The 26,920-nt window shown below is 71.2% G+C and carries 24 protein-coding genes and 2 pseudogenes; 14 read left to right on the top strand and 12 right to left on the bottom strand.

The features are described from left to right. Positions 1-149 precede the first annotated feature (149 nt). Positions 150-839, bottom strand: a complete 690-nt coding sequence (locus tag ACFXMF_RS00005) for a TetR/AcrR family transcriptional regulator (protein ID WP_360305891.1) — start codon at positions 837-839, stop codon at positions 150-152. A 130-nt stretch (positions 840-969) separates the two neighbouring features. Here ACFXMF_RS00005 and ACFXMF_RS00010 point away from each other — a divergent pair, with 130 nt between their 5' ends. The 6 genes and pseudogenes from ACFXMF_RS00010 to ACFXMF_RS00035 all read left to right on the top strand — a co-directional run. After that, positions 970-2,160, top strand: a complete 1,191-nt coding sequence (locus ACFXMF_RS00010) for a CaiB/BaiF CoA transferase family protein (protein ID WP_379989623.1) — start codon at positions 970-972, stop codon at positions 2,158-2,160. 53 nt (positions 2,161-2,213) lie between these two features. Next, a complete protein-coding gene (locus ACFXMF_RS00015; protein WP_379989622.1) occupies positions 2,214-3,605 on the top strand; it encodes an MFS transporter in 1,392 nt (463 codons plus the stop codon). Further along, a complete protein-coding gene (locus ACFXMF_RS00020) occupies positions 3,602-5,017 on the top strand; it encodes an amidase (protein WP_360305885.1) in 1,416 nt (471 codons plus the stop codon). The genes ACFXMF_RS00015 and ACFXMF_RS00020 overlap by 4 nt, the downstream gene beginning before the upstream one ends. A gap of 258 nt (positions 5,018-5,275) precedes the next feature. After that, positions 5,276-5,737 carry a zinc-binding dehydrogenase gene (locus ACFXMF_RS00025; RefSeq protein WP_379989621.1) on the top strand — a complete coding sequence of 154 codons (462 nt, stop codon included), beginning with the start codon at positions 5,276-5,278 and terminating at the stop codon, positions 5,735-5,737. Between the two features lie 327 nt (positions 5,738-6,064). Then, positions 6,065-7,039 carry an alpha/beta hydrolase gene (locus ACFXMF_RS00030; RefSeq protein ID WP_360305883.1) on the top strand — a complete coding sequence of 325 codons (975 nt, stop codon included), beginning with the start codon at positions 6,065-6,067 and terminating at the stop codon, positions 7,037-7,039. 119 nt (positions 7,040-7,158) lie between these two features. After that, positions 7,159-7,730, top strand: a pseudogene (locus tag ACFXMF_RS00035) (Tn3 family transposase); the annotation flags it as partial. 46 nt (positions 7,731-7,776) lie between these two features. Here the strand turns inward: ACFXMF_RS00035 and ACFXMF_RS00040 are convergent. After that, complete coding sequence (locus ACFXMF_RS00040) at positions 7,777-8,628, bottom strand: aldo/keto reductase (RefSeq protein ID WP_379989620.1); 852 nt, start codon at positions 8,626-8,628, stop codon at positions 7,777-7,779. A gap of 101 nt (positions 8,629-8,729) precedes the next feature. On the opposite strand from ACFXMF_RS00040, the pseudogene ACFXMF_RS00045 reads away from it, so the two are divergent. Then, positions 8,730-8,951, top strand: a pseudogene (locus ACFXMF_RS00045) (hypothetical protein); the annotation flags it as partial. Between the two features lie 133 nt (positions 8,952-9,084). On the opposite strand, the gene ACFXMF_RS00050 reads toward ACFXMF_RS00045, so the two are convergent. Continuing rightward, positions 9,085-9,783: a type 1 glutamine amidotransferase domain-containing protein gene (locus tag ACFXMF_RS00050; protein ID WP_379989619.1), complete on the bottom strand. Its 699-nt coding sequence runs from the start codon at positions 9,781-9,783 to the stop codon at positions 9,085-9,087. Between the two features lie 73 nt (positions 9,784-9,856). Beyond that, the gene (locus ACFXMF_RS00055) at positions 9,857-11,101 is read right to left on the bottom strand and encodes a 2,4-dienoyl-CoA reductase (RefSeq protein ID WP_379989625.1); all 1,245 of its coding nucleotides are present in this window, start codon (positions 11,099-11,101) and stop codon (positions 9,857-9,859) included. On the opposite strand from ACFXMF_RS00055, the gene ACFXMF_RS00060 reads away from it, so the two are divergent. Then, positions 11,076-11,444, top strand: a complete 369-nt coding sequence (locus ACFXMF_RS00060; protein ID WP_379989618.1) for a hypothetical protein — start codon at positions 11,076-11,078, stop codon at positions 11,442-11,444. The two genes, ACFXMF_RS00055 and ACFXMF_RS00060, sit on opposite strands and share 26 nt — an antisense overlap. Before the next feature lie 782 nt (positions 11,445-12,226). Here ACFXMF_RS00060 and ACFXMF_RS00065 read toward each other — a convergent pair. The 3 genes from ACFXMF_RS00065 to ACFXMF_RS00075 all read right to left on the bottom strand — a co-directional run bounded on the left by ACFXMF_RS00065 (position 12,227) and on the right by ACFXMF_RS00075 (position 15,131). Beyond that, positions 12,227-12,955 carry an ABC transporter permease subunit gene (locus tag ACFXMF_RS00065; RefSeq protein WP_379989617.1) on the bottom strand — a complete coding sequence of 243 codons (729 nt, stop codon included), beginning with the start codon at positions 12,953-12,955 and terminating at the stop codon, positions 12,227-12,229. Positions 12,956-13,141: 186 nt separating this feature from the next. Beyond that, positions 13,142-14,158: an ATP-binding cassette domain-containing protein gene (locus ACFXMF_RS00070; RefSeq protein ID WP_379989616.1), complete on the bottom strand. Its 1,017-nt coding sequence runs from the start codon at positions 14,156-14,158 to the stop codon at positions 13,142-13,144. 451 nt (positions 14,159-14,609) lie between these two features. Beyond that, positions 14,610-15,131: a hypothetical protein gene (locus ACFXMF_RS00075; RefSeq protein ID WP_379989615.1), complete on the bottom strand. Its 522-nt coding sequence runs from the start codon at positions 15,129-15,131 to the stop codon at positions 14,610-14,612. A 544-nt stretch (positions 15,132-15,675) separates the two neighbouring features. Between ACFXMF_RS00075 and ACFXMF_RS00080 the strand changes: the two genes are divergently transcribed. The 4 genes from ACFXMF_RS00080 to ACFXMF_RS00095 all read left to right on the top strand — a co-directional run bounded on the left by ACFXMF_RS00080 (position 15,676) and on the right by ACFXMF_RS00095 (position 19,532). Then, entirely contained in the window at positions 15,676-16,947 is a 1,272-nt protein-coding gene (locus ACFXMF_RS00080; RefSeq protein WP_360305871.1) for a beta-ketoacyl-[acyl-carrier-protein] synthase family protein, read from the top strand. Then, positions 16,944-18,164, top strand: coding sequence for a ketosynthase chain-length factor (locus ACFXMF_RS00085; RefSeq protein WP_360305869.1), 1,221 nt, complete (start codon positions 16,944-16,946; stop codon positions 18,162-18,164). Before ACFXMF_RS00080 ends, ACFXMF_RS00085 begins: the two co-directional genes overlap by 4 nt. 94 nt (positions 18,165-18,258) lie before the next feature. Beyond that, positions 18,259-18,525: an acyl carrier protein gene (locus tag ACFXMF_RS00090; protein ID WP_360305867.1), complete on the top strand. Its 267-nt coding sequence runs from the start codon at positions 18,259-18,261 to the stop codon at positions 18,523-18,525. A gap of 32 nt (positions 18,526-18,557) precedes the next feature. Next, positions 18,558-19,532, top strand: coding sequence for an aromatase/cyclase (locus ACFXMF_RS00095; RefSeq protein ID WP_379989614.1), 975 nt, complete (start codon positions 18,558-18,560; stop codon positions 19,530-19,532). A gap of 97 nt (positions 19,533-19,629) precedes the next feature. On the opposite strand, the gene ACFXMF_RS00100 is transcribed toward ACFXMF_RS00095, so the two are convergent. From ACFXMF_RS00100 to ACFXMF_RS00120, 5 genes are all read right to left on the bottom strand, one after another. Further along, positions 19,630-20,787 carry an acyl-CoA dehydrogenase family protein gene (locus ACFXMF_RS00100; protein ID WP_360305863.1) on the bottom strand — a complete coding sequence of 386 codons (1,158 nt, stop codon included), beginning with the start codon at positions 20,785-20,787 and terminating at the stop codon, positions 19,630-19,632. Between the two features lie 2 nt (positions 20,788-20,789). Next, complete coding sequence (locus ACFXMF_RS00105; RefSeq protein ID WP_360305861.1) at positions 20,790-21,212, bottom strand: DoxX family protein; 423 nt, start codon at positions 21,210-21,212, stop codon at positions 20,790-20,792. A gap of 63 nt (positions 21,213-21,275) precedes the next feature. Further along, positions 21,276-22,259, bottom strand: coding sequence for a DUF6081 family protein (locus tag ACFXMF_RS00110; RefSeq protein ID WP_379989613.1), 984 nt, complete (start codon positions 22,257-22,259; stop codon positions 21,276-21,278). 278 nt (positions 22,260-22,537) lie between these two features. Next, on the bottom strand, positions 22,538-23,965 hold the full coding sequence (locus tag ACFXMF_RS00115) for an NF041680 family putative transposase (RefSeq protein WP_379989624.1): 1,428 nt from the start codon (positions 23,963-23,965) through the stop codon (positions 22,538-22,540). Positions 23,966-24,140: 175 nt separating this feature from the next. Next, a complete protein-coding gene (locus ACFXMF_RS00120; RefSeq protein ID WP_379989612.1) occupies positions 24,141-24,296 on the bottom strand; it encodes a hypothetical protein in 156 nt (51 codons plus the stop codon). Positions 24,297-24,817: 521 nt separating this feature from the next. On the opposite strand from ACFXMF_RS00120, the gene ACFXMF_RS00125 reads away from it, so the two are divergent. Further along, positions 24,818-25,711 carry an NmrA/HSCARG family protein gene (locus ACFXMF_RS00125; RefSeq protein WP_360305857.1) on the top strand — a complete coding sequence of 298 codons (894 nt, stop codon included), beginning with the start codon at positions 24,818-24,820 and terminating at the stop codon, positions 25,709-25,711. Next, positions 25,708-26,910, top strand: coding sequence for an acyltransferase family protein (locus ACFXMF_RS00130; RefSeq protein WP_379989611.1), 1,203 nt, complete (start codon positions 25,708-25,710; stop codon positions 26,908-26,910). The genes ACFXMF_RS00125 and ACFXMF_RS00130 overlap by 4 nt, the downstream gene beginning before the upstream one ends. Positions 26,911-26,920 lie beyond the last annotated feature (10 nt).

A 26,920-nucleotide genomic window follows, 5' to 3' on the forward strand; every position in this document is an offset into this window, starting at 1 on the left:
GAACACCCCCCCCCGCCCGGCGGGCGGGCCACCAACCGGGTGGGCAGGGGGGCCCCGCCATTCCGCGCCCGGCTATGTGCCTGGGCGGCAGGCGCCGGACGCCCACCTCGTGGCGTGGCAGCACGAAGACCGCCGACGGAACCGTTCTCTCACACTCCCGGGGCCTGCGGCGATGATGACGCGGCGATACCCGCGAGCATGAGACCGAACACCCGGGCCGCGCGTTCATCGAGTTCGTCGACGGGGATGCCGGTGTCGCGGGCGTACGCCTCGCGGAAGATGACGTACCCCATCTGCGCCGCAGCGGTCATGACGTGTGCGGCGACGACATCGGCGTCTTCGGGCAGCGCGCCGTCGGCCTTGTCTCGTTCCAGGCTCTGGAGCGTCCGGGGGAAGCGCGGCAGCGGGCTGAAGCTGTCGTCGCGGTCGAGCGCGAGGAGTGCTTCGAGCTTGACGAGCTCCGGTTCGTCGAGGCGGTGGCGGAACATCTCCAGCCGCCGTTCGACGAACGGTCGCTCCCAGTGGTCGTCACGGTGTTCGGCTTGGTGCTCGACCAGATCGGCGGCCGCTGCGCGCAACAGGGACTGGCGGCTGCCGAAGTATTGGTAGATCTGCCCGTGGTTGACACCCGCCTCGCCGGCGATCTCCCGGAGGTTCACTCCGGCGAGCACGCCGTCGCGTTCAAGCAGCGTTCGCGCGGCGGCCAGCAGGTCCGCCTCCGTCTCCTCGCGACTGCGACGTCGCCGCTTCTTCCGGGGCTCGGGCTGCCCGCCCGTGGCCGCAGGCCGAGCCTCCGTCGGCCCGGGCCCGCCCGCCGCGCCGGTGTCGCTGTCGCTCATGTGCCGCTCCCCGTCCGTGCCGGACAAATCTTCTCGCTCCAACCCTTGCCGAGTCGTGGGCACCACTTTAAGGTCACGCTATCAACGTTTCGTTAATAACGAACCGTGAATAGCGCGTGAAGGGGCACCCATGTCGACACTCCCACTGGCGGGCATACGCGTCCTCGACCTGTCCACCGTGCTGGCCGCGCCGGTCACCGCCACGTTCCTCGGCGACTTCGGCGCCGAGGTGATCAAGGTCGAGGACCCTGGTCGCGGCGACTTCACCCGCGGCACGACGCCGGGCGTCCGGTCCCCGTACTGGGCCCAGGAAGCACGCAACAAGAAGTCCGTCACCCTCGACCTGCGGACCCTGGACGGGCAGCGGCTGGTGCGGCGACTCGTGCCGCACTTCGACGTCGTCATCACCAACTACCGCCCCCCGACCCTCGAAGCCTGGGGTCTGGACCCGGACACCCTTCGCGCACTCGCGCCGGATACCGTGCTCGTCTACGTCACCGGGTACGGCCTGACCGGGCCGTACCGCGACCGCGGCTCCTTCGACCGGATCGCGAGCGCATTCGCCGGCCTGACCTACGTCACCGGCGACGAGGACCGTCCGCCGGTGCGCAGCGGCTACTCGACGATCGACTACATGGCCGCCTATCTGGGCGCCTTCTCCGTAGTGACCGCGCTCTACCATCGCGACACCGCAGGCGGCGGCGGCCAAGTAGTCGACCTGGCCTTGTACGAGGCGGGGTTCCGAGCCTCCGAGGATGCGCTCGCCTCCTACGCGGCCACGGGGAAGGTCCGTGAGCGCCTGGGCAACCGGAACCCGCAGATCGTGCCCGCCAGCGACTTCACCGCCTGCGACGGGCGCCGCGTGTCGATCCACGCCGGGACGGACGCCCTCTTCGGTCGGCTGGCCGCCGTGATGGGCAGCCCGGAACTCGCCGCAGACCCCGCGTACGCGACGCGGTCGGCGCGCGTGGCGCACGCCGACGCCCTGTACGCGGTCATCACCGACTGGGTGGCCGGATACGCGGCGGACGACCTCACCAAGCTGCTGAGCGACGCCGGTATCCCGGCTGCGCCGCTGATGAGCATCGCGGATATCGCCACCGACCCCCACTACCGGGAGCGGGGCACACTCGTCACCGTCGACGATCCCGAGTTCGGGCAGCTGCCGATGGTCGCACCGTTGCCGAGAATGTCGAAGACCCCGGGCAGCATCCGCTCCACCGGCCCGGCGCTCGGCGAGCACAACGCCGAGGTGTACCAGGATGTGCTCGGCCTCCGCCCGGACGAGCTCGCCGAGTTGCGTGCGAACGGCGTGATCTGACCCCTCCTGCTTTGCCCATCTGCCGCTTCTGCATTCCGGGAGGTCACGCGCCCATGGCTGTCACCTTGAACGCTGCCGCGCTGGGGCCGCGTCTCGACCGGCTCCCCCTGAGCCGGTTCCATCGCCGCCTGGTCATCGCCCTGGCCGGGATGATCCTGTTCGAGTGGGTGGAGACCTACGCCTTCGCGTTCGTCGCGCCCGTACTGCGCGAGCAATGGGGCATGTCGCTGTCCACCGTCGCGGTTGTGGCCGGCATCGGCCAACTCGGCGCTTTCGGGGGAGGCGTGCTCGGTGGCTACCTCGCAGACCGTCTCGGCCGCCGCCGCACCATGCTGGCCTTCGTCACCCTCTACTGCGCGGCCACCGTCGGCTGCGTACTCGTCCAGAACCCATGGCAATTGATCGCCGCGCGGACGGCGGCGCACTTCGGTGCCCAGGGCATGGCGGTAGTGGCCATCGTCGTGCTCACCGAATTCGTGCCCGCCGCGGCGCGGGGGCGGTTGCAGACCTACAAGGTGGCGGTCGGCTCGCTCGGTATCCCGATCGCGGCCTGGTCCGGCTACTGCCTGGCGCCCCACTGGACCTGGGGCTGGCGCCTCGTCTTCGGTCTCGGCCTGTTCGGCGCGGTCTTCGCCTGGCTGATCCACCGCTGGGTCCCGGAGAGCCCCCGCTGGCTCGCCTCCCGAGGCCGGACCGACGAGGCCGAGGACATCGTCCGGTCCATCGAGGCGCAGTGCGGTGTCCACTCCCCGGCAAAAGACCGCCCGTCGGTCGCACCGGCCCCAGTCGGTACGGGGGAGCCGCCGCGGTTGGCCGACCTGTGGGCCGCGGCGAACCGCCGCAACTTCCTGATCATCAGCACGATGTGGGTGACCGGACTTCTCGCCTACTCCGCCTTCAACACCTGGACGCCCACGCTCCTCGCCGAGAACGGGCTCGACCTCGACGACACGCTGCTCCTGTCCGCGGCCCTGGGCACGGCCGCGCCCCTGGGAGCGCTCGTCGCCGTACCGTTGATCGACCGCTGGGACCGGCGCCACATGCAGCTCGCCCTCGGCACACTGACCGCCACGCTGCTGCTGTTGTTCTCGCTCGTCCGTGCCCCTGCGGCCATCCTGGCGCTCGGCTGCCTGATCAGCCTGACGTTCCAGATGGCCGTGCCGTTCCTCCAGGTCTACTCGGCCGAGACCTTCCCCACTCGGATCCGCGCGCTCGGCTCCGGCACCGCCAACGCCCTGTCCCGCATCTTCAACTTCGCCGCCCCCATGCTCATCGCCGGCCTCTACGCCGGAGCCGGCTATACCGCCGTCTTCGTTCTCCTCGCCGTCCTCAGTGCCGTGGGCGGCCTGGTCGCCGCCCGCTTCGGCCCGCGTACCACCGGCGTCAGCCTCGAAGCCACCGCGGCGGATCAAACCCGACACCCCAAGGAAGCCGTCACACCATGACCGACCTGTCCTTCGCCTCGGCAACCGAACTCACCGCTCTGATCCGCCGACGGGAGCTGTCACCGACCGAGCTCATGCGGTACACCCTCGACCGGATCGACACCGTGGACTCCGCCGTCAACTCCGTCGTAGCCCTCGCCCCCGAGCGGGCCCTCGCCGAGGCCACCGCGCTCGAACAACGCCTCGCCCGCGGCGAGGAAGCAGGGCCGCTGGCCGGCCTGCCGATCCTCGTGAAGGACCTCGAAGACGCGGAAGGCCTGCCTACCAGCCGCGGCACCAGCGCCTACGCCGGTCGCCCGCCCGCAACCCGCGACAGCATCCACGTCGCCCGGCTGCGCGCCGCCGGCGCCCTGGTGGTCGGCAAGACGAACACCCCGCCGCTCGGTGCCGCGGTGCACACCGCCAACAACGCCTTCGGCGTCACCCGCAACCCCTGGAACCCCGAACGCACACCCGGCGGCTCCAGCGGCGGCGCGGCGGCAGCCGTCGCCGCCGGACTCGTCTCCTTGGCCACCGCAGGTGACGGCGGCGGGTCCACCCGGATCCCCGCCGCGTTGTGCGGGGTCGTCGGCCTCAAACCGTCCCGTGGACGCATCCCCCGTGGTCCCGCCCGCATGCCGGCGTGGACCCAGCACATGTGCCTCTCCGGCATGGCTCGGACCGTCCGGGACACCGCACTGCATCTCGACGTCGCCGCCGGCCACCACCCCGCCGACCCCAACTCGCTGCCCGCGCCCGCCCTGTCCTATCGCGCGGCCCTCGACGAACCGCTCCCCGCCCTACGCGTCGGCGTCCTGCGCACCCTCGGCATCGCCGCGCCTCGCCCCGAAATCCTGCACGCCCTCGACCGTGCCGCCCACCTGCTCCGCGAGCAAGGCCACGAAGTCCGGGACGACGAAGCGCCCCTGCCCGGCGCGGACGATTTCCCCGCCCCGTTCCAGCTGCGGCAGAACGTCCTGGCCTACGCGCGGCTCCTCACCGTGCTCGACGACTTCACGATCCGCCGCCACGCATTCGAGCCGTGGTTCGCCGACGCCCTCGACGCCGGCCGCTCCCTCACCACGGCCGACATGGCCTCCTACTGGGCTCACCGCACACAGCTCGACCGCTGGGCGGCTGCCCTGTTCGATCGGTACGACCTGCTTCTCATGCCGACCACCCCCACCACCGCGTGGCCGGCCGAGGGGCCGAACCTGGCTGTGGCCCTCCGCGAGCGGGCCCTGCCCATCTCGTACACCGCCGTCTTCAACGACACAGGTCATCCGGCCGTCAGTATCCCCGCCGGCATCGCACCGGACGGCCTTCCACTCGCCGTCCAACTCATCGCCCCCCACCACCGAGACGACCTCGCCCTCTCCGCAGCCCACACCCTCGAAGCCTCGCTGGGCACCCAACGCCCGCCTCTCCTCTGAGCAGACGTTCCCCACGGGGCCGTCCGGTGCTCCAGACGAGAGCTTGACCACCCAGCCGCCGATCCCGGTGTGTACAAGCCTCGGCACCGGCTGAACCGCGGTCGGCTCCGAGGGTCGCCGGTCGGGAAACCCGGAAGATGAATCCCGTCCTCGAATGGCTCCCTGGCATGTGGCACGGTTGCGGACGCTCCTCGTGCACGGCGGGGGCGGGGCATCGGCGCCTTCGCAATCCAGATCGCCAAGGCGCTCGGGGCCGGTGTGGTGACCACGGTCGGCGGGCCCGAGAAGGCGGCGCGGGCGCGGGAGTTGGGCGCCGATGCAACGATCGACCACCGCACGGAGGACTTCGGCGAGCACGGTCCCTACGACGTGATCCTCGATGTGATCGGCGGCGGCTACCTCGAACGCAACGTGCGTTCGCCGGCCGCGGACGGGCGCTTGGTCGTCATCGGTCTTCAGGACGGTCTGGAGGGTCGACTGAACCTTGCGGAGCTGGTGTTCAAGCGGGTGTCGGTGTTCGGCACCACGTTGCGCACCCGGTCCGCGGCGCAGAAGGCGGCCATCGTCGCGGACGTGCAGCGCCACGTCTGGCCGATGATCGAGAGCGGGGCCGTGCGGCTGGTCGTCGACCGGACGCTGCCGATGTCCGAGGCCGCCGAGGCGCATCGGGTGATGGAGTCCGGTGGGCACACCGGCAGGATCGTGCCGGCGAACGCCTGACGTACGCCGTGCCGACGGGGGTGCGTCGGGACCAGCGCCGAGACGGAGGCGCGGACCGCGCCCCCGTCCGGTGCCGGCCCGGCGGCCCGATCCCGTGGCGGCGTGGCCGCCCCGGTGGCCCGCGGCGCGGGCCCGGGCGGCCGAATGGGTGCACGCCGCAACGGGGAACGGGACGGTCGGCGGCGTGGTGCCTTCGCGTCGGGTTGCGGCGCGCGGGCCGCGCGCCAGGATTGGTCGAGAGTGCCTCGTCCCGCGAGCCGCCGACCGCAGCCGTGCGGGCGGGCCGCACCTTCCAAGGGCACGCAGGTGCCCGTGATTGGAGCCGAGATGACCCCGCTTCCCCCGCCGATCACGCCTTACCTCGAACCCGCCGCGCGGGAGTTGTGCGAGGCGACCGACCCGCATCCACGGATCTACGAGGTGCCCCCGGAGAAGGGGCGCGAGATCCTGCTGGGCCTGCAGAGCGACCCGAGCGTGCCGCGCCCGGACGTCGACGAGGAGTGGGTCGAGGTGGACACCGGCGAGTGGGGCACCGTCCGCACCCGCATCATCCGGGCCAAGGGAACCACCGGCCCGCTGCCGGTGGTGTTCTACATCCACGGTGCAGGCTGGGTCTTCGGCGACGACAAGACCCACGACCGCATCTTCCGCGAACTCACCGTCGGTGCGGGCGCCGCAGGCGTCTTCCCCGTCTACGACCGGGCGCCCGAGGCGCAGTACCCCACCCAGGTCGAACAGAACTACGCCGTGGGCCGGTGGGTCATGGAACACGGCGCGGAACACGGCCTGGACACCTCGCGGGTGGCGGTGACCGGCGAGTCGGTCGGCGGCTGCATGTCGACGGTGTTCGCGCTGATGAACAAGGAACGCGGCGGCATCGACCTCAAGGCGCAGGTCCTGCTCTATCCGGTGACCGACGCCGACTTCGACACCCCGTCGTACCTGCAGTTCGCCGAGGGCTACTTCCTCACCCGCGACGGCATGAAGTGGTTCTGGGACGCCTACACCACCGACCCCGCCCAACGCGCCGAGCACCACGCCTCCCCGCTGCGGGCGAGCCTCGACCAGCTCAAGGGCCTCCCGACCACCCTGGTGATCACCGACGAGGCCGACGTGCTGCGCGACGAGGGCGAGCAGTACGCGAACAGGCTGCGCGAGGCCGGCGTGGACGTCACCTCCGTGCGCGTGGCCGGCATGGTCCACGACTTCCTGCTCCTGGACAGCCTGCGCGACACCCGCGCCGCGAACATCGCCCGCAAACTCGCCACCGACGCCCTGCGCACCGCGCTGCACGGCGGCTGACGGGCCTCGGGGCTCCTCGCGCAGCCGGGCCGGGCCCGCCGGCGCCCACGTGGCGCGGGCGGACCCGGTCCTTTCGCGTTCTCGGCCGGCGACGGAGGGTTCCGGGCCCGGCGCATTTGTACCTGCGGATGGAGACCTACCGGGCCGCGAACGCGGCGTTGATCGGCCCCCAGGCGTCGATCCCGCTCGCCCGCGCGCGCGGGGCGGCGGCCTGGTCACCTCCGTGGACGGCATGCGCTTCGTCGTACCGGTGCCCAGCGTGTACGCCAGGCCGAATCCGAAGTACTTCGGGCGCCGTGGCCGAGCGACGTGGCTGAACCTGATCAACGACCAGGCCGCCGGGCCGGGTGGGAAGGTGGTGGCCCGCACCCCGCGCGACTCCCTGTACGTCCTGGACGTCCCCTACGACCGCGCCGGCCCGCTCTACCAGCACTACCAGGAAGGCATGGAAGACCGGATCGGCGCGCTCGGCCCGGTCCTCAATGCCCTGGTGCTTTTCACCCGCTACATGGGCGCCGCCCTCGACCGGCTGCGCGCCGACGGCTTCGACGTGCGCGAGCAAGACGTCGCCCGGCTATCACCGTTCGTCCGGAACCACGTCGACATGCTCGGCCGGTACTCGTTCCTGCTGCCCCGGATGCCCGACGGCCTGCGCCCGCTGCGCGACCCGGTGCAGGCCGATCGGGGCTGAACGCACGGCACCACACCTGGCCACCGGGCGGGGCCTGCGGGGTGGGTCAGTTGTCGATGCGACGCTTGCTGAGCCAGGCCACCATCTCGGGGTCGTGGTGGTCGAAGAACAGGGTCGTGCCGATGTCGAGGGCCGCGATGGCGGCCATCTGGTCGTCTGTGAGCCGGAAGTCGAAGACGTCGATGTTCTGCGCCATCCGGTCGGGGCTGACGGACTTGGGGATGGTGACGATGTCGCGCTGGATCAACCAGCGCAGCACGACCTGCGCCACCGACTTGCCGTGCGCCTCACCCACCTTGCCGAGGACCGGGTGGGTGAACAGGTCGTTCTTGCCTTCGGCGAAGCCGCCCCACGCCTGGTGCTGCACCCGGTGCTCGCGCATCAGCGCGTGATCCAGGTCGCGCTGGAAGAAGGGGTGGGTCTCGATCTGGTTGACCTGCGGGGCGGTGTCGTTGTTGAAAATCAGGTCCAGCAGGCGGTCGGGGTGGAAGTTGGCGACGCCGATCGCCCTGGTCAGACCCTCGGCCTGGGCGGTCTCCATGGCGCGCCACTGCCCGTAGACGTCGCCGTAGGGCTGGTGCATCAGGTACAGGTCGACGTGGTCGAGGCCGAGCTTGGCCAGGGAGGCTTCCAGGGCGCGGCGGGTGTTGTCCTGGGCGGGGGCATCCTGGACCCACAGCTTGGTGGTGACGAACAGGTCCTCGCGCCGGACGCCGCTGTTCTTGATGGCATCGCCGACGGCTTCCTCGTTGCCGTAGGCGGCAGCGGTGTCCAGCAGCCGGTAGCCGGCCGCCAGAGCCTGGGTGACGGCGCGTTCCGTCCGGTCGGCGGGGATCTGGTAGACGCCGAAGCCGAGGATCGGCATCTCGACGCCGTTGTTCAGGGTGACGGTCTGCACGGTGTTCTTCCTTAGCGGTTCGGGTACGGGTGGCGCCTCGGCCGCCGGTGCCGGGGACAGTGGCGGGCATCGGGGGGCATCCCGAGAGGGGATGGCCGGCCATGCCCCCCAGACAACCAGTGCCCCGCACCCGGCGGGGCACTCAGGCAGACCCTGACAAGGACCCCCACACCCGTGCCCCCGAGATCCGCGAGTGCCTCACCACCCGCCGGGCTCGCGTCACCCCCGAGCAGGCCGGCCTCACCCCCTCCCCGTTCTCCGGCACCCGCCGTGTCCCCGGCCTGCGCCGCGAGGAAGTCGCCCAGCTCTCCGGCGTCAGCGTTCCCGGTTCGGGTTGGTGAGCAAGTCGAGGAACACGCCGGCCGCCGCAGCGACGCCGACCGGGCGCATACACGGGCGCGCGGAGACAGCGGTCCCCGCGACGGCCGAACGCTCGGTCCAGGCCGGTCGGTCGGGTCAGCCCACGTCGGCGACGAGCCGCTTGGCGAGTGGTTCGGACGAGGCCGGGTTCTGGCCGGTGTAGAGGTTGCGGTCGACGACGACGAACGGGCGCAGCGGTACGCGGGACTTGGTGTAGTGGGCGCCGCTGTCGCGCAGGCGGTCCTCCAGCAACCATCGGGCCTTGCGGCCGAAGCTGTTGAACCTCTCCTCGAAGTTGGACAGGCCGGTCATCCGGTATCCGGTGAACGGCCACGATCCGTCGGCGTCGTGTGCCGCGAAGGCGGCGGCGGGTGCGTGGCACAGGAGCGCGAGGGGTTTGCCGGAGGCCAGTACGCGGGTGAGCAGTGCGCCGGAGACCGGGTCGACCGCGAGGTCTTCCATCGGTCCGTGGCCGCCGGGGTAGAACACCACGTCGAACGCGTCCGGGTCGACGTCGTCCAGCGACCGGGGCGCGGCCGTCTGGGTCTTGATGCTGTCCAGGTAGCGGGCGACCTCGCGCAGTCTGGACGGTCGGCCGGCGGTCCAGGACATGCTGAGCCGGTCGAGTGTGGGCGGCTTCCCGCCGGGGGTGGCGATCGTGGTCTCCCAACCGGCCTCGGTGAAGATCTTGTGCGGCATCGCCAGTTCCTCGCCCCAGAAGCCGGAGGGGTGCACGACGCCGTTCCGAAGGGTCCAGCGATCCGCCGCGGACACCACGATGAGGACCTTGGTCATGTCGTTCTCCCTCACGTTCGGGGCTCGGACGGTGCCGCCGTCCGCGTGCACCCGGCACGGATACCCCTGATCGTCATCCGCCCATGTGCGGCCGTGGGCGATCGGCCGCTACTCGTCGTGGTCCAGGCGGCGTGAGGTTTCGGCGGTGGGCAGCCGGGCGCGGTAGTGGCGCAGTGCCCGCCGCTGCAGGCGTTGCTCGCAGAGCAGGGCGCGCGCCGGGTGGGTTCCGGGCCGAGGGGCGCCGCCGCGGGCGATGCGGCGCATCCGGTGGCGGACCTGCGCCATGCTCGGCCGAGGCGAGGGCCTTGTCGGTCCAGGTCACCGGGCGCAGCTGCCGGTCGGCCTCGCGGCCGTTGCGCCGGCGTTCGGGCAGGTCCGGGGTGACGGCCAGGGCGGTGCCCATCCCGATCTGGGCGACCCCGCTGTCGAGGACCGGGTCGGCGGTGTCGCGTCGGGTGATGCCGCCGGTCAGCATCAGCGGGAGGGGACTGGTCGTGACCAGGTCCCTGGCCAGGTCCAGGAAGTAGGCCTCGCGGGACCGGGTGCGAGTGTCCGCGGGGCGGCCGGTCATCGCCGGGCTCTCGTAGCTGCCGCCGGACAGTTCGACCGGGTCCACGTCGAGCGGTTCGAGCATCGCGATCACCCGGCGGGCGTCGTCGACGCCGAAACCGCCGCGCTGGAAGTCGGCGGAGTTGAGCTTCACCCCGACCGCGAACGACGGCGACACCACCGCGCGGACGGCGGCGACGACGTCCAGCAACATCCTGGCCCGATGCTCCAGCGGACCGCCCCACGCGTCGGTGCGACGGTTGACCAGCGGGGACAGGAACTGCGACAGCAGGTAGCCGTGCGCCGCGTGGACCTCCACGCCGTCGAACCCCGCCTCCTCGGCACGCCGGGCGGTGGCCGCGAACCGGGCGACGGTCGCCTCGATCCGCCCGGAGGTCATGGCGGTGGGGCGGCCGAAGCGGTTGCTGTGCCGGCCGAGGTCGACGCCCACGTCGGACGGTCCCCACACGACGCCGGGCATCGCGGCCTGAACCTGGCGGCCGGGGTGGTTGATCTGCATCCGGACCGCCCCGCCACCGGACTTGGCCGCCTCGGCCCACTCCGCGAACGGCTCCAACGGCGCGGCCTCGTCGAGCACCACGCCGCCGGGGCCGGTGAGCGCCTCTGCGTGGACCATCACGTTGCCGGTGATCAGCAGCCCGGCTCCGCCGGCCGCCCAGCGCCGGTACAACGCGATCAGCCCGGCGCCGGGAACCTGGCCGGGTCCGGCCAGGTTCTCCTCCATGGCCGCCTTCGAGCAGACCGTCACGCTCAAGGACGGCACCACGAAGGAGCGCCGCCAGAAGCTGCACTTCGAGTACGACGGCAAGGACACGAGCCGGATCGCCGTCACGTCCTTCATCGGCCCCGTCGACGACGCGGACCTTTCCGGGTTCCTCGCGTTCCTCGGCGAGGACTGGACCAGGCCCGCGGCCGTCGTCGTCGACGGGGAACTCGCCCTGCGCCACCACCTCCATCTGCCCGAGACCGACGGCGACAAGGCCACGCGGGCCGCCGACGAGAAGGTCCTCGCCCAAGCCTTCATCGCGTCCCTGGCCCTCGGCAGCTTCGCCGACACCATGGAGGACTACTACTTCGAGGACGACGAGTAGCCGTCCCGACGCGGAACGCCTCGGCGCCTCGCAGGTCCGGCCACGAGGGCATCGCCCGCCCACCGCCGGCACGGACCCGGGCAAGGCGCCCCACCCACGACGACCGCGACCGGGAATACCGCGTGCAATGCGCCGGCGATGACGGCTACGACCGCGGGGTAGACGGTCGAGACCGCGGCGAAACCCGCGAACGGGACCCGACCCCACGGGCCGGACGCCGTTCGCGTCACCCGGGAACGGGCCGGCTCCCGGGCCCGACGCCGGTCCGGCGTCCCCCCGTCGCCGGGGTGTCACCGCTGCGGTCGGCCGTCCGACGCGGCCGATCGTCCCGGGCACCTGGGACCCCCTCGTGACGTAGTCGTCCCGGACGCGGGGTACGGCGCTGAAGAAGCCCGCCTCCGCGCGTTCCACGGCCCGAGACGACGACCGGGGCGACGGCTCGAAACGCGACGACGAGTAGGGCTACGGCCGCGAGTCGACGGTCGAGACCTCGGCTCGGGCCGAGGCGGCGGTGCCCGCGCCAGGCGGGGCGCCGAACACACAGGTCGGCGTGCCCGCCTTCACCGACGACAACCCCGACACAACCCCCCGAAGGGGGAGACCCGGCCGCGGATGGCTCAGCGGGCATCCACAACCACCCCGTCGGACCATGCCTCACCGCCTACCGCCGCCCGTTGCGGGTCCTGCGGGAACTCCGCACGCGGGCTCGGCGATGGGCACTCCTGGTCCCGATCGACCCCGACGGGAACCCCACCGGACGCGACGACCCCGCCCTGCGCCGGTCACACGTCGCGGGTCTTCAACCGCACGCCGCCGGCGATCAACGCGATTCCCGCGTAGACCGCGATCAGCAACAGCGATCCCCAGGGGCTGGGCCCACCGGTGTCGCCGCCGCCGTCGATCAGCTTGATCAGCGCGAACATCGGCGAGTACTGCATCAGCTTGTCGCCGCCGGACGGCAACATCGGACCGATGATCATCGGCAGCAGGATGATGCCCAGCAGTGCGGTGATCGCGCCCGCCGAGTGCCGCAGCAACGTGCCGAGCCCGAGCCCGAACAGGCCGATCACCGCGAGGTAGAGCGAACTGCCCACGACGCTGCGGAAGAAGTCGGAGTCCTTTGCGGCGGAGTCGCCGATCCGCGAGGTCAGCATCGCGTCGCCGATCACCGCCGCAAGGGTGTTGGCGACCAGGGCGACCACCAGGATCAGGCCGGCGAACACCAGACCCTTGGCGACCAGAACCCGGACCCTGCGTGGATGGGCGGTCAGCGTGGTGCGGATCATGCCGGTGGTGTACTCGGCGGCAATGGTCAGCACGCCCAACGTGGCCGCCGCGATCTGCGCGATCATCACGCCGATCAGCGAGATCGAGACGTAGTCGTCCTTGACCTTCGGGTCGGCGACGCCGCCGAGCAGCACCCCCAGGCCCAGGATCAGCACGTCCATCACCAGCAACGTCCACACCGTGGAGCGCACCGTGCGGATCTTGGTCCACTCGGACAGCAGCACCCGGCCGAAGCCCGCATTGCCATCGCCGAGTCGTCCGGGCGCTCGCCCCTGCCCGGTCGACGGGTGAGGGCCCTGCCTTCCGGGGTGCCGGCGGAACCGTCGCTGTCCAGGCATGGGCTGCTGCTCTCCGTACGTCGGGTGCGAAGCGCCCTGGGGCATGGGGGGTGGCGTGTTCCGTGCCATCGCTCAGCCCTCGCTTCCGGCGGACCGGGGCATGGACCGTGAACCGACCGACGCGGCACCGGAGTGCGGGCGACCCGGAGACGCGCCGTCGCCCGGGGGCGAGCCGTCCGGGACACCGGCGCGGTACTCCACGCTGTCCCGGGTCATCCGCATGTAGACCTCTTCGAGCGAGTCGAAGCGCGGCGACAACTCGTGCAGCGCGATGCCGTGTTCGACCGCGAGGTCGCCGATCACCGTCGGCGGCAGGTCGTGCACCCGGAACGAGCCCTCGACGCCGGGCTCGGGGCTCATGCTCGCGCCCTTGCCCTCGATCAGCGCCCTGAGCTGCTCGACCCGGGGCGAGCGCACCACGGTGAACGCCTGGGAGTTCGTCTCGATGAAGTCGCGCATCGAGGTGTCGGCGATCATCCGGCCCTGACCGATCACGATCAGGTGGTCCGCGGTCACCTCCATCTCGCTCATCAGGTGGCTGGAGACGAAGACGGTGCGACCCTCCGAGGCCAACTGCTTCATCAGGTTGCGGATCCACAGGATGCCCTCGGGGTCGAGCCCGTTGACCGGCTCGTCGAACATCACGATGCCCGGGTCACCGAGCAGCGCCGAGGCGATCCCAAGCCGCTGCCCCATGCCGAGCGAGAAGCCGTTCGCGCGCTTCCTCGCCACCTGGGTCAGGCCGACCATCCCGAGCACCTCGTCCACCCGGCGGTTGGGGATGCCGTTGCTCTGCGCCAGGCACAGCAGGTGGTTGTACGCGGTCCGGCCGCCGTGCATCGCCTTGGCGTCCAGCAGCGCGCCCATCTCCCGCAGCGGGGCCTGGACATGGTTGTACGGGCGACCGTTGACCGTGACGTCGCCCCCGGTCGGCGTGTCCAGGCCGAGGATCATCCGCATGGTGGTCGACTTGCCGGCGCCGTTGGGGCCGAGGAAGCCGGTCACCGAGCCCGGACGCACCCGAAAGGAAAGCTGATCCACCGCCACCTTGGTCCCGTAGCGTTTGGTGAGCCTTCTTGCTTCGATCATCTGTTGCAGCGCTCCAGGGTATGTTCGCTGGTCGGTTCAACGGGTCGGGACCTCGAACTCGGGGCCGCTTTGCCCTTGTCGTCGGTCTCCGCTCGTGCCGCGGACATCGAGTCACGGGTCCGAGGAGGGCTCGCTGAACCTTTCCTGCGGGGCCTCCATAAAAGCGAGACCGGTACGGAGCCCCGGCGATCGACGGCCCCGTGACCACCGAGTTCGCCGTGTTCCGCCGGGACCGTTCAGTCGTCGTCCGGCACGCCCGACTCGAGTCCACCGCCCTCTCGATGCCCAGGACCATCGTGGTGCCCGCGCAACCGGATTCCCATCGGGTTCACCCCTGGTCGACCCCCGGTTTCACCCTGAGCAGGCGCCAGGGTCGACCCCTACGCCGGCCACAGGGTGTGTCCTGCCCACCCTCTGGGGTTTCGCTCGGCCACGCGTACGAGCGCCGGGATCAATCTCGGCTCTCCTCCCCCGTGACCCAACTCAGCGACACCGAGGGGCGCTTGCGCGCAGCGGCATCGCTCCACCGCACCCGGGCCCGATACGGCTTCGGCAGCCCCTCGATGAATTCGATGTCGGCCGACACCCTCACCCCGACCGGCAGCACACCGGCGCCGAGACCGCCGACCTGTTGAAAGACCTCACCGAACGCGTGGGGGCGACGTTCGTGTCCGCGGGCATCGACGTGGCCGCCCCACCGTTGTTCGGTGGGGCATACGGGGCGCAACTCGTCGGACGGGCCGCACTGATCGACTGGGGTGTTCCCGCGCGGCTCGGGAAAGGCGAACCGTTCACGGAGGTGATCGCCGGGTGGGAAGTTGCCCTCGACCCGAACGCGCACCGGGCCGGGACACTCCCCCGCCTCGCCGCCCTCCTCCATCGGCGGACCACCGCAGGTCGGCAGCCTCACCCGCCTGATCCGCCAAGCCGCGATCACCGCGACCACCGCGACCACCGCGATCGTCGACGGCACCGAACGCATCACCGAAGCCGGCCTCGACGCGGTTCGTCTCGACCACCTCGCCGAAACACACCACCGTCCCGGCACACCCCGGGCCGCACACCCCGGGCGGTACACCCAAGCGGTAGCCCAGCCCGGCCCTGCGACCCAGGCCAAAACCCCGTGGCCGGCACAAACACGACCCGGTTCTTCAGGCGCGCAGGGCTACGTGCAACACACCCGCGAAGTCTCAACGAAACCGCGACACCCCCGGGTCAAACCCCACGGCCCTCCCCCGGACGGCCACAAATCGTTCCCAACCACCCGCGACACTCCGGCTCGCGTCACCGCCCACACCAACCACCACGGCGAAATCACCACATCCGATCACCACCGCCCCTGCGCGGTACCCGCGCCCGCGCCCCCATCCGAATCCGGCGCGGCCGGGGCGAGCCCGACCCGAGCGTGGCTCCAGAGCTGGTCGAGCCGGCACGTCGACTCTGTTGACGGTCCCGGGGACCGGCTCGGCCGGGAACACCGGTCACGCCCGGGCTTGGCACAGGCGAAGGGAATCACCGTGGGAAAACGGCGCGTAGTGATCACCGGCATCGGGGTGCGCGCCCCGGGCGGAAACGGCACCAAGGACTTCTGGGAGCTGTTGACCAACGGCCGAACGGCCACGCGCGGAATCTCGTTCTTCGACGCGTCGCCCTTTCGCTCGCGCGTGGCCGGCGAGGTCGACTTCGACGCGCGTGCCGAGGGCTTCGGCCCGCGCGAGATCCGGCGGATGGACCGGGCCACGCAGTTCGCCGTCGCCTGCGCCCGGGACGCGCTCGCCGACAGCGGCCTACCCAGGGAAACACTGCCGCCGGAGCGTGTCGCGGTCGTGCTGGGCTCCGCGGTCGCCTCGGCGACCAGCCTCGAACGCGAATACCTCGTGATGTCGGACAGCGGGCGGGAGTGGCTGGTCGACCACGACCACCTGTCCCCGTACATGTTCGACTACCTCAGCCCCGGGGCGATGCCCGCCGAAGTCGCCTGGGCGGTCGGGGCGGAGGGGCCGGTCACGATGGTGTCCGACGGCTGCACCTCCGGCCTGGACGCGGTCGGGCACGCGGTCCGACTCATCCGTGAGGGCACCGTCGACGCGGCCGTCGCCGGGGCCACCGACACTCCCATCACGCCGATCGTCGTCGCGTGCTTCGACGCCATCAAGGCGACCACCCCGCGCGACGACGACCCGGCCGGGGCCTCCCGGCCCTTCGACGGATCCCGCAACGGCTTCGTGATCGCCGAGGGCGCCGCCATGTTCGTCCTGGAGGAGTACGAGGCGGCACGGGCCCGCCGGGCACCGATCTACGCGGAGGTCGGCGGCTACGCCTCCCGCTGCAACGCCTACCACATGACCGGACTCAAGACGGATGGCCGCGAGATGGCCGAGGCGATCCGGGTCGCCCTCGACGAGGCCCGGCTGGACCCTACCGCCGTGGACTACGTCAACGCGCACGGCTCCGGCACCAAACAGAACGACCGGCACGAGACAGCCGCCTACAAGCGCAGCCTCGGTGAGCACGCGTACCGGGTCCCGGTCAGCTCGATCAAGTCGATGGTCGGGCACTCGCTCGGCGCGATCGGCTCCATCGAGATCGCCGCCTGCGCGCTGGCGATCAGGCACGGCGTCGTGCCCCCCACGGCGAACCTGCACACGCCCGACCCCGAATGCGACCTCGACTACGTGCCGTTGACCGCCCGGGAGCAGCGGGTGGACACCGTGCTGTCGGTGGGCAGCGGGTTCGGCGGCTTCCAGACCGCGATGGTCCTGCACGAGGCGGAGGTGCGCACCGGATGACCGGGACGGTAATCACCGGCATGTCGGTGGCCGCGCCCATCGGGCTCGGTACGGAGGACTTCTGGCGGTCCGTCGTCGCCGGCCGCGCCGGCATCGGCCCCTTGGACCGCTTCGACGCCTCCGGGTATCCGGCCCGCTTCGCGGGCCAGATCCGGGACTTCGACGCGGCGGAACACCTCTCCGGCCGGTTGCTTCCGCAGACCGACGTGTCCACGCGATATGCGCTGGCCGTGGCCGAGTGGGCCCTGGCGGACGCCGAGGTGGGCCCGGACACCCTGGCCGACTACGACATGGGCGTGGTGGTCTCCAGTGCCCAGGGCGGCTTCGACTTCACCCACCGGGAGTTCCACAAGCTCTGGAGCCAGGGCCCCGAGTACGTCAGCGTCTACGAGTCCTTCGCCTGGTTCTACGCCGTCAACACCGGCCAGATCTCGATCCGACACAAGATGCGCGGCCCCGGCGCCGCCCTGGTGGCCGAACAGGCGGGCGGCCTGGACGCGATCGGGCACGCCCGTCGGACCGTGCGCCTGGGCACCAAGCTGGTGCTCGGCGGCGGCGTCGACTCGGCGTTCGACCCGTGGGGCTGGGCCGCCCAACTGGCGGGCGGTCGGGTCAGCACGGTTGCCGACCCGGCGCGCGCCTATCTGCCCTTCGACCGGGACGCCGCCGGCCATGTGCCCGGCGAGGGCGGCGCGTTGCTGGTGATCGAGGACGCCGACTCGGCGCGCGAGCGCGGTGCGCGGCAGGTGTACGGCAGCGTCGCCGGCTACGCTTCGACCTTCGACCCCAAGCCGGGCTCGGATCGGCCCGCCGGGCTGCGCCGGGCCGCCGAACTCGCGCTGGCCGACGCCGGATTGGCCGCCTCGGACATCGACGTGGTGTTCGCCGACGGCGCCGGGGGCGCGGACCTCGACCGGGTCGAGGCCGAGGCCCTTCGAGGCCTGTTCGGCGCCTACGGCGTACCGGTCACCGCGCCGAAGTCGCTCACCGGCCGGATGGCCGCCGGGGGCGGTCCGGTGGATCTTGTCGCCGCGCTGCTGTCCATGCGGGACGGACTCGTGCCGCACACCGCGCACACCAGGCACGTGCCCGAGGACTACGGCCTGGACCTCGTCCTGGACGAGCCGCGTGTGGCACAGGTGCGCTCGGCGCTGGTCCTCGCGCGCGGCCGGCGCGGTTTCAACTCGGCCGTCGTACTGACCCATCCGGACTTCTGAGATCCCTCACGGGGCCACCCGGACCCCCGGTTCTTCGAGACGCACCCCTCACCGACCACCCACCCATCGGCAACAGCAGGAGGCACGGCACACCATGGCAGCAGTGATGGACATCGACGCACTCCGCGAGATCCTCGTGGCCTGTGCGGGTGAAGACGAAGCGGTCAACCTCGACGGCGACGTGCTCGACCGCTCCTTCGAGGAGTTGGCCTACGACTCGCTCGCGCTGATCGAGTGCGCTGCCAGGATCAAGCAGCTCCACGGCGTGGAGATCCCCGACGACGCGCTGGTCGACCTCAGGACCCCGCGAGCGCTGCTCGACCTCGTCAACGGGGTGCCGGCGGCCGGCCGGCAGTCATGAGCGGACGGGAGGGCACGAGCCCCGTGAATTCGGTGCGCAAGTCACCGCGGACGGCATCCCCGACAACACCTCGAATACATCGCGCGGAACACTCGCTCGTCGTCGCGGCGCCCGCGAGCGTCGTCTACGACCTGATCGCGAACGCCGCGTCGTGGCCGGCCGTCTTCGGCCCGTGCGTCCATGTACGACACCTCGACCACAACCCGCGCGCCGAGCGCTTCGAGATCTGGGCGGATGTGAATGGCCGCGTGGCGCAATGGACTTCGCGGCGCACCCTGGACCCCGAGCGGCGCTACGTCGCCTTTCGGCAGGAGCACGGCAGTCCGCCGGTCGCCTCGATGAGCGGCGGTTGGCTGCTGCGCGAGTTGCCGGACGGGCATACCGAGGTGGTGCTGCGGCACCGCTTCACCATCGTCGATCACGACCCGACCGCGGCGGCCGAGGTGTCCCGGGCGCTCGACCGCAACAGCGCGGCCGAACTGGGCGCCCTCGCCCGGATCGCCGAAGTCGGTCCGGCGACCGGGGGGCTGGTCCTCACCTTCAGCGACACGATCGCGCTGGCCTGCCCGGCCGAGGAAGCGTACGAATTCGTGAACCGCGCGGACCTGTGGGCCGAGCGTCTGCCGCACGTGGCCAGGACCGAGTTGACCGAGACCGTCCCCGGCATCCAGGAACTGGAGATGGACACCGTCACCGCCGACGGGTCCGCGCACACCACCCGGTCGATCCGGGTGTGTTCGCGGCCCGGGTGGATCGCGTACAAGCAGCGGACGCCCCCGAAGCTGCTGCTCGGCCACAGCGGTCTGTGGACGTTCGACGACGCCGGCACCGGGGCGGTGGCCTCGGCCCGGCACACCGTCGTGATCGACCCCGAGGCGGTGCCCGCGGTGCTCGGTGCCGACGCCACGCTCGCCGACGCGCGGACCTACATCCGCAGGGCGCTCGGGGACAACAGCCGGGCCACGCTGGCCCTGGCGGCCGGCTTGCCCGGGACGGTGCCGCGCTGAGTCCGGACACGAACGCACGAAAGAGGCCCGCCGGGCAAAACCCGGCGGGCCTCGCGCGTGCCCGGCTGCGGCAAAGCGGCCGGGTACGTCGGGCGGCTCAGCCGCCGGCCAGTACCTGCCGCGCGTAGGACTCCGCGGCGGTGTCGAAACGCAGCACGATGTGACTGGTCGCCGAGTTGACGTCCCGCCAGTGGCGCTCGAAGGGGCTGCCCGAGGTCTGACCGGAGGTCCCCATCGCGCGGAACATGCGGTTGACGGCGGTCAACAGGGTCTCGGACGCCAACGAGCAGTCCCGCGCGCCGCGTGCCGTCAACAGGTCGGTGAAAACACCCTCGTCGGCCACGGCGGCGGCGCGGCGCAGCAACAGCTCCGCCGCGTCCACCTCGCCCGCGGTCCGGGCGAGCACGTCCCGGAAGGCGACGTCGTCCGCGGCCGAACCGCCGGTGCCCGTAGCGGCCTTGGCCGCGTTCCACCGGGTCCACTCGCTGAGCATTCCGCGCGCCGCCCCCAGGACGGGGGTCACGAACGACAAGCCGTTGACCGCCCGCAGCGGCACCCGATGGCAGGTCGCCGGCGAGGTGGAGCCGGCGCCGTCGAGGACCTGTGCGCGCGCGAACGAGAGGTGTTCGGGCACGTACGCCCCGTCCAGCACGAGCGTGTTGCTGCCGGTCCCGCGCATCCCCACCGAGAACCAGGTGTCCAGCACGGTGTATGTGGCGCGGGGAACCGCGAAGTATCGAGCCTGCGGGGATCCGTCGCCGTTGTGCCCGTCCGCCGGAGCCATCGCGCACAGTAGTGCCCACTGGGAGAAGTCCACCGCACTGATGTACGACCACTTCCCGGACAACCGCCACCCGCCGGGCACCTTCTCGGCCCGGCCGACCGGCATCAACGCCCCGACCAGCAAGGTGTCGGGGCCGTCCGCCCACAGTTCACGCTGCCCCTCTTCGGGCAGGTGGACCGCCATCCGGGCCACGGTGGCGCCGAGCGAGGCCACCCAGGCGGTGGCGGCGCACGCTCGGCCGACGATCGCGACGGCGTCGAGGAGTTCGGTGAAGCCGGCGGCGGCGCCGCCGTAGCGGGTGGGGACGAAGTGACGGGCGAAGCCGGCGTCGACGACCTCGCGCACGACGTCGGGACGCAACCGCCGCTCCTGATCGGCGTCGACGGCGTGCCGGGCCGCCGTGCGCGCGACGTCCCGGGCGCGGGCGAGCAAAGGGGTGACACTGTCGAGTTCTCCTGCCGTCCGCATCATGGCTACTCCCCACCGGCCCGCGTCGCGGCCCGGCCGGCCGCACCGGTGGCGAACGCGTCGGCCGCGGCGATCGCCAACCCGCCGAGTAGGCTGAGATTCTTGAAGAACTCGTTGCGCTGGGCGATCCGGCGCACCGGATCCTGCTGGCGCCAGAAGTCGTGCACGGTCACGGTCGTCGGCACCAGGCACACCGCCAACAGGCCGATGCTGAGCGACGGCCGAAACCCGGCACCCAGCGCGACCCCGCCGATGAGCATGCCCGCCGCCGTACCGCGGGTTGCCACCCGCGGCAGCGGAACCCCGTGCCGCTCGGCCAACGCCGGCAGCGGACCGGGGTCGCGCAGCACGCTGTAGCCACCGGTGACGAATCCGGTGGCCAACAGCGGCCTGGCCAGCCTCCGTAGGGTCTTGTGCGCGGTCTCCATGGATATCCCATCTCCTGCTCATGCCTCGATGACGGATGCTTGCTCGCGGCCGTGGCCGCGGCATCAGGGCGAGCCGGGCGCCGGCCCCGTCGTGACGGTCACCCGGCGCACGGTCAGTCGCACGCCCTGGCCCCACAACCGATTGGCGCGCAGCCCGAGTTCGTCGCGAAACCGCTGCGGCGCGGGCGCTCCGCGCGCGGGATCGTAATACCGCTCGGCGGAGAGCCGGAGCAGGCCGCGTCCGTCCGGCCCGGCGGCATCCAACAGGGTGAACAGGCCGAGTCCGAAAGCGAGTTGTCTCGGCACGGCCGACTCCTCGGTGCCACCGTGGTCGATCACCAGGTGCGTCCGGGGCAGCGACAGGTGCCCCAACCGTTCGACAGAGAGCACCTGTTCGCCATCCACGCTCCAGCGGACCGTGCCCGCGTCGCGATCGAGGCCGATTTCCAGCCGCCGGACCAGGTCGGGGGTGCGTTCGGCGACCGGCACCAGGTAGGTGAACGCGGCCCACCCGGTCCCTGGCCGGGGCAGCCGCTCGTACACCGCGTGGATGTGCCGATTGCTGACGAAGAAATCGAAGACCAGGCCGGTTTCGCGGTCCAGCGCGAGCAGCGCGCCGGCGCCGAGCCGCGGGTCGGCCTGCGGTTCGGCGACCGCGTCGCCGAAGGGATGGCGCTCCGCGCCGAACACGCGCACGGCCAGTTCCGCCGCGCCCACCAGCTCCCCGCCGCCGGGCGCGTCGAAGCCCGGCAGTCCGGACGAGGCGGTGTGGGCCACCAGGGCGCACCACTTCAGGTGGTCGTCCGCGCCGCCGGGCCCGGTCGCGTAGCCGAACGCCGGCGCACCGCCGGCGGTCGTCTCCGGGGGTTCGACCACCGACCCGGCGTCGCCGGTACGGACTCTCGCGTCGCCCAGCGGCAGTGTCCCGACCGGTCTGATCTGCCAATCGGGGCGGGGTCCGGTGGTGCGGAGACCGGCGGATCCGGGCCGGTCGAACAGCGACCGGCGAATGGCCGTGTCCTGCTCCGTGCGCTGGCTGTCGGGCATGACGGCCGGGCTCCCTTCACCGTGACGGCTGCGGGAACCGAGCGTTTCGGCCCGGGCTCGAACGCGACTCGACACCCGCTAGGGCGTGTCTTCAATCCCCCGTCGGGCTCTGCGGCGTAAGCGCAGCGAGAAGCCCGAAGGGCGGATGCCGTGCATCGGCGTGCCGGAGAAGCGCCCGCATAGTGGTTCTGTTCCGGTGTTTCTCCGGGGCGGCGAGGTGCGGTGCCGCACGTCGCGGAGCCCGACGGGGGATCGAAGACACGCCCTGGTCTTGTTCTTTATCCTGTGCGTTCGTGGTGGGCGGTGAGGGTGCGTTCGCGTTTGACGGTCTTTCCGACGTTGTAGCGGGGTGCGGGTCGAAGGTTCCTGGAGCCGGGAGGGCGTCCCGGGCCGGGTTTTCCGGGTTTGGGTGCGCCGGCCGGCTGGGCGAGGTTCGGGCGGATGTTCCTGAACCCGCGACGGACGCGGGCCGGGGTCAGTCGTCCCGGTTCGGCGGGTTTCTCCCAGGGGCGACGCAGGTCCGCGGTGAGGGTTCGGGCGAGCCTGAGGTGGGTGTGGCAGGCGATGACGAGCCACGTCCAGCGGTCGGCCGCCTGGGGTGTGCGGATTCTCGGACGGGTCCATCCCAGGGTCTGCTTGAAGAGGCGGAAGGTGTGTTCGAGGTCGAATCGGCGGAGGTAGGACCGCCAGTGGCGGTCGACGTCGGTCGCGGTCGCACCGGTTTTGGACGACCACAGCCAGACCGGCTTGGGGTCGCGGTCGCCGGGCAGGTGGTCGACGCGCAGGCGGATCAGAGTGCCTTCGACGACGGGTAGTTCTCCGTCGTGGTCGAGCCAACTCGTGCGATGGGTCAGTCGTGGGTGCATTCGGTCCCAGTCGTCGGCTCGGGCGGTGCCGTAGCGGGTGGTCTCGGTGAGGGTCGTGTGGTTCGGCTCGGACCAGGTGTCGGGTCTGTCGAGGGCGAACGCGGGTCCGTGTTGGGGCGGGCGGCCGTTGGTGCCCGGCAGGCGGGGCGGTCTCGGGTGGAGCATCACGCGGTCCGAGCGGATGCGGCCCACGACCTCGACGGGTAGGTCGGCCAGGACGAACGCCAGGCGGGTGGCGTCGTAGCTGGCGTCCATGACGACCACGATGTCCGGGTCGCCCTCGTTCCAGTGACCCGCCTTGGTCAACCTGCCGACGACGGAGCGGAGTTGGTTCGCGGTCACCGCCGTGGCGTCGTGTGCGGGTCCCAGGCGGACGACGTCCAGGATCGCGGTCCAGGAGGTGCGTCCGGATTCCAACGCGGCGACGAACGAGTACGGCCAACCGGGGATGAGTTCGGATTTGCTCCTCGCCCGGCCGTAGACGTGGCAGAACAGGCGTTCCGCGCTGGTGGGAGCGTCCGAGCGAAGCCACGGACTGACGTCGACGGCGAGCACGATCCGGCCGTCGGCGCACCTGGGCAGCGGTAGGCCGGCCAGGACGGTCCGCAGGCGTTCCTCGTCGATCCGGCCGCTGTTCAATCCGTCGTAGAGGGCGCCGTGGCCGCGCCGGTGTTCGGGTGTGAGGGTGAGGTCGACCAGGGATGTCACGGCGCCGTCGGCGCACGAGAGCGCGTCCGTCAGTTCGAACAACGCGTCCGCGCGGGTGGTGAGGCAGTCGTGGAAGTCCGTCCTGAAGCGGGACAACACGTTCAGGGACTCGACGCGGGCGGGATCCTGCAGAAGACTTGTCACAGCGGCCGTTCCTGTTTGCTTCGTTACTCGACATTTCGAAGCTTCCAGGGCGGCCGCGCTGCTGTCCGCCGAACGCACAAACCCCGGCACGAACGACCTTTCCGGGGATAGAGAACAAGCTCAGGGCACGGTAGAGCGTGACGGCTTCCTCAGCGTTCCCGGGTCAGCTCCGGAGCAGTGAGGCGTGGATGCGGGCGATGGCCCGCAGCACCTCCTCGCGGTTCCTGGCCTGCTGCATCCATGCAGGCAGGCGGGCCACTACGGTCATCTTCCGGCCGTGATCGCGCCAGGGAATTCCCTCGCGCAGCGACGCCTGCACGAATCGTTTGATCAGGTCCAGGTGTTCCAGGTCGTAGGCCCATATCCACCCGTGCCGGGTTTCGGTCTGCAGCCACAGGCGGACGCCGAAATAGGGTCGGTCGCCGGTTCGTTCGGGTCCCGGTGCAAGGCCACGGATCCGGGGCCCCGCTTCATCGCAGTCCCGCAGTTCCGGCAGACCAGACGTCTTGGCGCAACGAGGTCCGGATCGAGTACTCCGACCAACTCCGGTCCCGGTACGACGTGCGCGGCCTTGTCGCAGTTGGGGCAGCGCACGAGGACGGACGTGAGGAAGTCGTACTTCGTGCTCCGTGGATCCCGAAACCGATGGTGTGCGGAGATCGGACTCATCGGACCAGTATCCGAGTTGAGCAATGAAGGCCCCTACAGGTTAAAAGACAAGCTGGTGTCCTGCGCCTGCCGTGACCGGCGAGTCTTGCCCGCTTGAGCCCGCTTCCAGCGGGATTCCAGCCGGGGCCGCGACTGTGATCCGCCGGACGACCGATTCAGGAAGGACAGTCCATGACAGGCGGAGAGAACGACGCCGAGCGCTGGGTGCTGGTCATCGGAGCCACCGGCAGGCAGGGCGGTACGGCCGCCCGACACCTGCTCGATCGCGGCTGGGCGGTGCACGCGTTCGTTCGCAACCCGGACCATCCGCAGGCTCGCGAACTGGCGGCCAAGGGCGCCGAGTTGGTGCCGGGATCGCTCGACGACGCGGACTCCGTGTACGCCGCGACGACCGGTGCGTACGGGGTGTTCAGCGTCTTCACGCCGACGCACGGCAACGGCCTCGACGGCGAGGAACGGCACGCGGCCCTGATCGCCGAGGCGGTCCGCAAGGCCGGCGTGGCGCACGTGGTGCACAGCTCGGTCGGCGGGGTGGAGAATCCCGGCGGCGTCGGCTGGCGGGAGACCAAACTGCGGGTCGAACAGACCATGCGTACCTCCGGACGGCCCACGACCTTCCTGCGCGCGGTCTACTACATGGAGAACTTCCTCGACCTTCCGCCGGTGTCGGACGGCAACGGCGGCCTGGTGCTCAGCCGCGGTCTGCTGCCCGATACCACCCTGCAGATGATCGCGTCACAGGACATCGGCTGGTTCGTCGCCGACGCCTTCGACGACCCGGCGCAATTCGTCGACCGCAACGTGGAGATCGCCGGCGAGGAGCTGACCGGACCGGAGATCGCCGCGGCCTTCGAGCGGTACACCGGGATGCCGAGCCGATTCGAGTCGGTGCCCATCGAGGAGATCGCCCGACAGAACGAGTGGATGGCCAAGACCTTCGTGTGGTTCAACGAGGTCGGCTACACCGCGGACATTCCCGCGCATCGGGCCGCGCATCCGGAACTGCGCACCTTCGAGGCGTTCCTGCGTGATTCGGGATGGGTTCCGCCGCAGGGTCCGGGATGAGCCCGGACGATCCGGCCGGCCGCCGCAGAGCGCTGCCCTCGCTCACCGGCATGCGCTTCCTGGCCGCCGCCATGGTGTTCTTCTCGCACGCCTTCTTCCGGTTCGTGCCCACCAGTTGGGGATCCGCGGACAAGGGCGTGTCGTTCCTGTGGAGCAAGGCCGGCTCCACCGGAGTGTCGTTCTTCTTCATCCTGAGCGGTTTCGTGCTGACCTGGTCGGCCCGACCGGGTGAGCGTGCCCGGTCCTTCTGGCGCGCCCGGGCCTGCAAGATCTACCCGAACCACCTGGTCACCGCGGCCGCCGCGATCCTGCTCGCGCTGTCCCTCGACGAGACGATGACAACCCGTCAGGTGTTGCCGAACCTCGCGCTCGTGCACACCTGGCTCCCGCGCCTGGACATCCTGAACAGCGTCAACACGGTGAGCTGGTCGCTGGGTTGCGAGGCGTTCTTCTACCTGTCGTTCCCGTTCCTGCTGCGGCTGGTGCTGCGGGTGCCCGGGCGATGGTTGTGGTGGTGGGGAGCGGGTGTCGCGGCCGCCGTGTGGTGCGTGCCGCTGGTGTCCCACGTGTTCCTGGACTCGGGCACGCCGCTCTCCGCGCGGTTGCCCTATTCGGTGACCCAGCTGTGGTTCGTGTACTTCTTCCCCGTGACCCGGGCCCTGGAGTTCGTCCTCGGCATGTTCCTGGCGCAGCTCGTCGCCCAGGGCAGGTGGCCGCGGATCGGCCTGCTGCCGGCGGGGGCGCTGGTGGTGGGCGCGTACTTCGGGGCGTTGTACATCCCCGGGCAGTACGGCACGGTCGCGGTGACCGTGGTCCCGCTGGCCCTGCTGATCGGGGCCGGCGCTCGGGCCGACCTCGACCGGCGGCCGTCCGCACTGCGCGGCCGGACGATGTTGTGGCTCGGCGAGGTCTCGTTCGCGCTGTACATGGTGCACGAACTGTTCATCGACCGAGTCGCGTACGAGCTGGACATCACCACCGCGGACAGCCTGACCCCCTGGCAGGCCGCCGGCCTGGCGCTGCCCACCCTGGGCGGCGCGCTCGTGTTGGCCTGGCTGCTGAACTCGCTCGTCGAGCGGCCGGTCATGCGCCGGTGGAGTCGCGCCCGCAAGCCGGTACCCGCCGGCCGGCCCGATCCCGGCGTGGTGTCGGGCGAGGGCGCGGCGGTGGCCGAGGATCCGCGGCGATCGGTGCACTGACCGGCGAGCA

The sequence above is a fragment of the Embleya sp. NPDC059213 genome (assembly GCF_042754445.1).
Lineage (GTDB): Bacteria > Actinomycetota > Actinomycetes > Streptomycetales > Streptomycetaceae > Embleya.

Excerpts from the sequence above, each read along its gene's own strand:
- ACFXMF_RS00030 (WP_360305883.1), top strand. The coding sequence starts at position 6,065 with ATGACCCCGCTTCCCCCGCCGATCACGCCTTACCTCGAACCCGCCGCG.
- ACFXMF_RS00100 (WP_360305863.1), bottom strand. The coding sequence starts at position 20,787 with ATGATGCGGACGGCAGGAGAACTCGACAGTGTCACCCCTTTGCTCGCC.
- ACFXMF_RS00110 (WP_379989613.1), bottom strand. The coding sequence starts at position 22,259 with ATGCCCGACAGCCAGCGCACGGAGCAGGACACGGCCATTCGCCGGTCG.
- ACFXMF_RS00105 (WP_360305861.1), bottom strand. The coding sequence starts at position 21,212 with ATGGAGACCGCGCACAAGACCCTACGGAGGCTGGCCAGGCCGCTGTTG.
- ACFXMF_RS00130 (WP_379989611.1), top strand. The coding sequence starts at position 25,708 with ATGAGCCCGGACGATCCGGCCGGCCGCCGCAGAGCGCTGCCCTCGCTC.
- ACFXMF_RS00060 (WP_379989618.1), top strand. The coding sequence starts at position 11,076 with ATGGCCGCCTTCGAGCAGACCGTCACGCTCAAGGACGGCACCACGAAG.
- ACFXMF_RS00015 (WP_379989622.1), top strand. The coding sequence starts at position 2,214 with ATGGCTGTCACCTTGAACGCTGCCGCGCTGGGGCCGCGTCTCGACCGG.
- ACFXMF_RS00005 (WP_360305891.1), bottom strand. The coding sequence starts at position 839 with ATGAGCGACAGCGACACCGGCGCGGCGGGCGGGCCCGGGCCGACGGAG.
- ACFXMF_RS00010 (WP_379989623.1), top strand. The coding sequence starts at position 970 with ATGTCGACACTCCCACTGGCGGGCATACGCGTCCTCGACCTGTCCACC.
- ACFXMF_RS00125 (WP_360305857.1), top strand. The coding sequence starts at position 24,818 with ATGACAGGCGGAGAGAACGACGCCGAGCGCTGGGTGCTGGTCATCGGA.
- ACFXMF_RS00070 (WP_379989616.1), bottom strand. The coding sequence starts at position 14,158 with ATGATCGAAGCAAGAAGGCTCACCAAACGCTACGGGACCAAGGTGGCG.
- ACFXMF_RS00020 (WP_360305885.1), top strand. The coding sequence starts at position 3,602 with ATGACCGACCTGTCCTTCGCCTCGGCAACCGAACTCACCGCTCTGATC.
- ACFXMF_RS00090 (WP_360305867.1), top strand. The coding sequence starts at position 18,259 with ATGGCAGCAGTGATGGACATCGACGCACTCCGCGAGATCCTCGTGGCC.
- ACFXMF_RS00050 (WP_379989619.1), bottom strand. The coding sequence starts at position 9,783 with ATGACCAAGGTCCTCATCGTGGTGTCCGCGGCGGATCGCTGGACCCTT.
- ACFXMF_RS00085 (WP_360305869.1), top strand. The coding sequence starts at position 16,944 with ATGACCGGGACGGTAATCACCGGCATGTCGGTGGCCGCGCCCATCGGG.